Source organism: Paenibacillus sp. P22 (genome assembly GCF_000469945.2).
Classification (GTDB): domain Bacteria; phylum Bacillota; class Bacilli; order Paenibacillales; family Paenibacillaceae; genus Paenibacillus_O; species Paenibacillus_O humicus.
This window is the reverse complement of record NZ_CBRA020000228.1, coordinates 1-3622: the sequence shown is the minus strand read 5'-3', so window position 1 is coordinate 3622 and position 3622 is coordinate 1. Positions and strand designations below refer to the sequence as shown.

The following is a 3622-nucleotide window of genomic DNA, read 5'->3' as shown; positions in this document are numbered from 1 at the left end:
GAAGGGCCGGCTGCCGCCGTCCCGGCCTCGAACGAGCCAGCCGCCTTCGGCTGCGGGGGCCGCACTGATGACGCCGCGGCCTTGCATGCCTCCATCCGGCTTGAGGAAGAGGGAGCCGTAGCTCTCGGCTGTCTCGCATAACGCCTGCCTGCCGGCCAGCGGACGGCTTGGAGGCACGAGCTCGGCGAGCTCGGCGCCGCTGCGGCGAAGAGCGTCGTACTGGGCGGATTTGCCGGGCAGCCAGCCGTTCAGGACGACATGGGGCTGCAGGGCGGCCAGCCGGCTCAAAGTATCCCTGTAAGGGCGGATGCGGCCGGAGACGAGAGGGCCGCAGCGATCGTAAATGACAGCAGGCCAGGGGACTTCCTTTTCGGACCAGCCGCTGCTCTCCCTTACGTAGCCCGTAAGAATGCCGCTGTCCGGATCCAGGCTTCCCGGAGTGAACACGTACAGATCCACTCCGAGCTCTTCGGCCCGGCTGCTGAGGGCGGCGAGAAAGCTGTCTTCCGGAAACGTCCTGCGCTGCTCCCGGCCGTCCTCTCCTTCATGGATATCCGATACCAGGACGCCGACGCTGCTTCGGTTGCCTCTCATATGGACCGCCCCCTTTATCCCGTCAGAATCCCGCCAGATAGCGGGAATACTGGATCATGTTGCGTACCGAAGGACGAATCTTGCCTTCGTTCAGCGGCGTGTTGTCGTTCTTGGAAGGCTTGGAGTTGACCTCCAGCAGCCATACCCTGCCCCCTGTATCGAGGGCCAGATCGATGCCCAGCTCGCCGAAGTGCGCCGGTATCCGGGCGTCGATGCCTTGCGCGATATCGAGCGCGGCTCTTTGCAGCTTGGCGCCGGCGCCGGCCTTGTAGCCGGGAGCCAGATTGCTGCGCGCCACCGCTTCCTTGACCCGGCTGAGCGTTCCGCCGCGGGCGAGGTTCGAGACGAAGTGATTGCTGCCCGCCGTACGGGCAACGATGGAAGTCAGCGCCCAGCTGCCGCTATGGTTTTTCTGCACGAGCGCCCGGAAGTCGACGGGCCGCTTGCCTATATCGATCAGGGTGAGCCCCTGCTGCAGCTGGTAGCGCACGGTTTTCAGCTTGCCGCCCAGCGAGGAATACAGCTTAGCCAGGCTGGGATACGATTGGCGGCGGATGCCGGCCGGCGCCGTATAGGTGGCCAGCACGCTTTCGCCCTCGAGCTTGCTTACCCGGATGATCCCTTTGCCGAGGCTTCCGCGCTCGGGCTTGAGGAACAGGACGGGATGCCGCGCCGCCATCGACTTGAGATCGGCGTAGCTGCGCAGCAGCCTGGAATCCGGGAGGTACTTGGCAAGGCTGCTTTCGTGGCCGAGAGCGCCGAACACCTCGTTTTTATCCAGAAATTTCTCGTTGAATACTTGAGTTCCATATCGTGATTTCGCTTCTTTGAAAAACTGCTGAACCGAAGGGCGGTTCTCCAGCTTGCGCGCGGTAAGCCGGTTGTTGACCACATCCGGTACGGGCATGCTCGTTTTCCGCCAGCCGCCGTTGTAGATCCACCCCTCGATGCGCGAGCCCGATACCGCCGCATCGGGAGTCAGGAAGTAGACGGAGGCGCCTTGAGCGGCGCAGGCATCCACCAGCTCCCGGCAGAACATCGTGATCGCCCCGAACGGCCGGTCCGTCTGCTGCGGATAATCCCGGCTGATGAGGACGCCGATCAGAGGCCCGAGCGACAAAGTGCTTGAGCTCTGCTTGTAGCTCGATCGCAGGACGGCTCCTCCCGGTATGCCCATTTGGCGTGCCAGCGAGGCGCCGATTTTCATGACGTCGCCTTTGCCTCCGGATGAGATGCGCACCGTAGTCCGGAACGACCCGAACTTCAAGGTGACGGGGTGGCCGAGCGACAGTTTGTATTGCTTGACATAAGCATCGCCCAGCAGGATGGTATCCTCGGCCAAGGTGCCTGCCTGCGGCACCTGGACGGTGATTTTGGATTTAAGCATCGACGAATCTCCTTCCAGAGCGAAGGGTAGTGCGGGTTGGCGGTCGGATGGGTATAGGTGAATGAAACGGATTAATTCATCATATGAGGACATCTATACCTTGGTGATAGGCGCCGCCAATAAGGACGGGGCGTTTTGGCCGGATTGGGCGGATGCCCGGAGCGCGGAGGCGATCATTCCCGCCCGCATGGGACATGCTGTGAGGGATGCGGGGCAGGGGCCGGTGAAAAAGAAGCGAAGGGCGCGGAATCGTTCCGGAGAAACGAACGAGCTCGTGGCGACTCCGGCCGCCGGCACGTATCGATGTGCCATGCACCTGCCTCTGTCCCCCAATTTCATCCGCGCGCGCAGCAGGCGGTCCGCCTGCAGGCGCCATGCTTTTTTGCCAGCGGCTCTTCCATGATGGTATGATGGGCGCAGGAAACACGAGGGAGATGAAGCCATGAACGTATATGATCGTGCTTACGAGCTGGCCCAGGCTCTGCAGGGCAGTCTGGAGGCCAAGCAGGTCATGGAGGCCCGCGCGGCGGCGGACCGGGATCCGGATGCCCGGCGGATGCTGGCCGACTTCCAGCGGCGCCAGCTCGAGCTGCAGCAGCGCATGATGGGCGGCGAGGAGCCGTCCGCCGAAGAGCTGGACGGCCTCGGCAAGCTGTACGAGCTGCTGAGCCTCAATCCGCTCGTTCAGGACTACTTCGAGGCCGAGAAGCGCCTTGGCGTCGTGTATGAGGACGTGAACCGGATCATCGGCAGCTCCATGCAATCCGTGCTGCTTCCTTAACGGATCCCATTCTTTCCCTGGAGGGCATGTTCGCCCGCTCGTCCGCATAGGCTAAGACAGACAAGCAGCCTACTAGGAGAGTTGGGGGGAAGGATTGCGGATGAATTCCGGCAAATGGAAGCATGGAATCTACCTGCTCGCGGCGCTCGGCATGCTCCTCTATGCGCTGCCGCGCCTGGAGCTCGGCAGCCCGTGGAGCTTCGCCACGGTGTTCGGGGTGTTGTGGTCGGCGCTGGCTCTGCTCGTCATCGCGGCCAACCTGCGCGTCCTGCTCAGCGACCGCGAGCGGGAACGCAGGCGCGTAGCCGCCATACGGCGGCAGCGGGCGATGCACAACCGCAAGCTGCCGGAGAAGAAGCCGGAACGCCGCTACCGCGGCTGAGAGGCGGCAATCTTCGGAGGACGGGAAAAAGACCGGATGCAGGAGCTGGAGCCAGCTCTTTCTGCATCCGGTCTTTTTTTGGCGTCTGAGCCGGGAGGAAATTCCTTCCGTTTCATCGGGTCCCTCGGACCGTTTCGGTCCCTGCTCCTGTTCGGTCCATCTCTGCCCGGCCCGTTCCTGCCGGGGCCTCTCCGCCGCCGGACAGCACGGGAGCGCAGGGCAGAACGACGCTGACGCAGAGGATCGAGCCGTCAAGCCGGGCGGAGGCGGATCCCTTGTAGTGCCTGGCGCGCTCCGCCACGATGGAAAGCCCGAGTCCGGAATGGCCCGAGCCGGACGGCTTGGTGCTGTATCCCGCCCGGAACATTTTTTGAAGGATCGCCAGATCCGTTCCGGCCCGGCAGCGGTTGGAGACGGCGATGGTCATGCTGCGCCCGTCCAGGAAGGCTTCGAGCCGGACTTCGCGCTGTCCCGCCGG

At 63.6% G+C, this 3622-nt stretch carries 5 protein-coding genes; 2 read left to right on the top strand and 3 right to left on the bottom strand.

Translation table 11 applies throughout. The annotated features are described in order from the left end of the window. The coding region (locus tag BN871_RS23895) for a YheC/YheD family protein (protein ID WP_048749432.1) at positions 1-594 on the bottom strand (594 nt) is incomplete at its 3' end. 22 nt (positions 595-616) lie between these two features. After that, the gene (locus BN871_RS23890) at positions 617-1981 is read right to left on the bottom strand and encodes a YheC/YheD family protein (protein WP_048749430.1); all 1365 of its coding nucleotides are present in this window, start codon (positions 1979-1981) and stop codon (positions 617-619) included. 442 nt (positions 1982-2423) lie between these two features. Between BN871_RS23890 and BN871_RS23880 the strand changes: the two genes are divergently transcribed. Together BN871_RS23880 and BN871_RS23875 are read left to right on the top strand one after the other, a co-directional pair. Beyond that, positions 2424-2762 (top strand): YlbF family regulator, encoded by a 339-nt coding sequence (locus tag BN871_RS23880; protein ID WP_048749428.1) that lies wholly within the window; start codon positions 2424-2426, stop codon positions 2760-2762. A 100-nt stretch (positions 2763-2862) separates the two neighbouring features. After that, the gene (locus BN871_RS23875; RefSeq protein ID WP_021882490.1) at positions 2863-3144 is read left to right on the top strand and encodes a hypothetical protein; all 282 of its coding nucleotides are present in this window, start codon (positions 2863-2865) and stop codon (positions 3142-3144) included. Between the two features lie 112 nt (positions 3145-3256). Here the strand turns inward: BN871_RS23875 and BN871_RS23870 are convergent. Then, positions 3257-3622 (bottom strand): GHKL domain-containing protein (locus BN871_RS23870; RefSeq protein WP_048749426.1); only part of this gene is annotated, 366 nt, incomplete at its 5' end.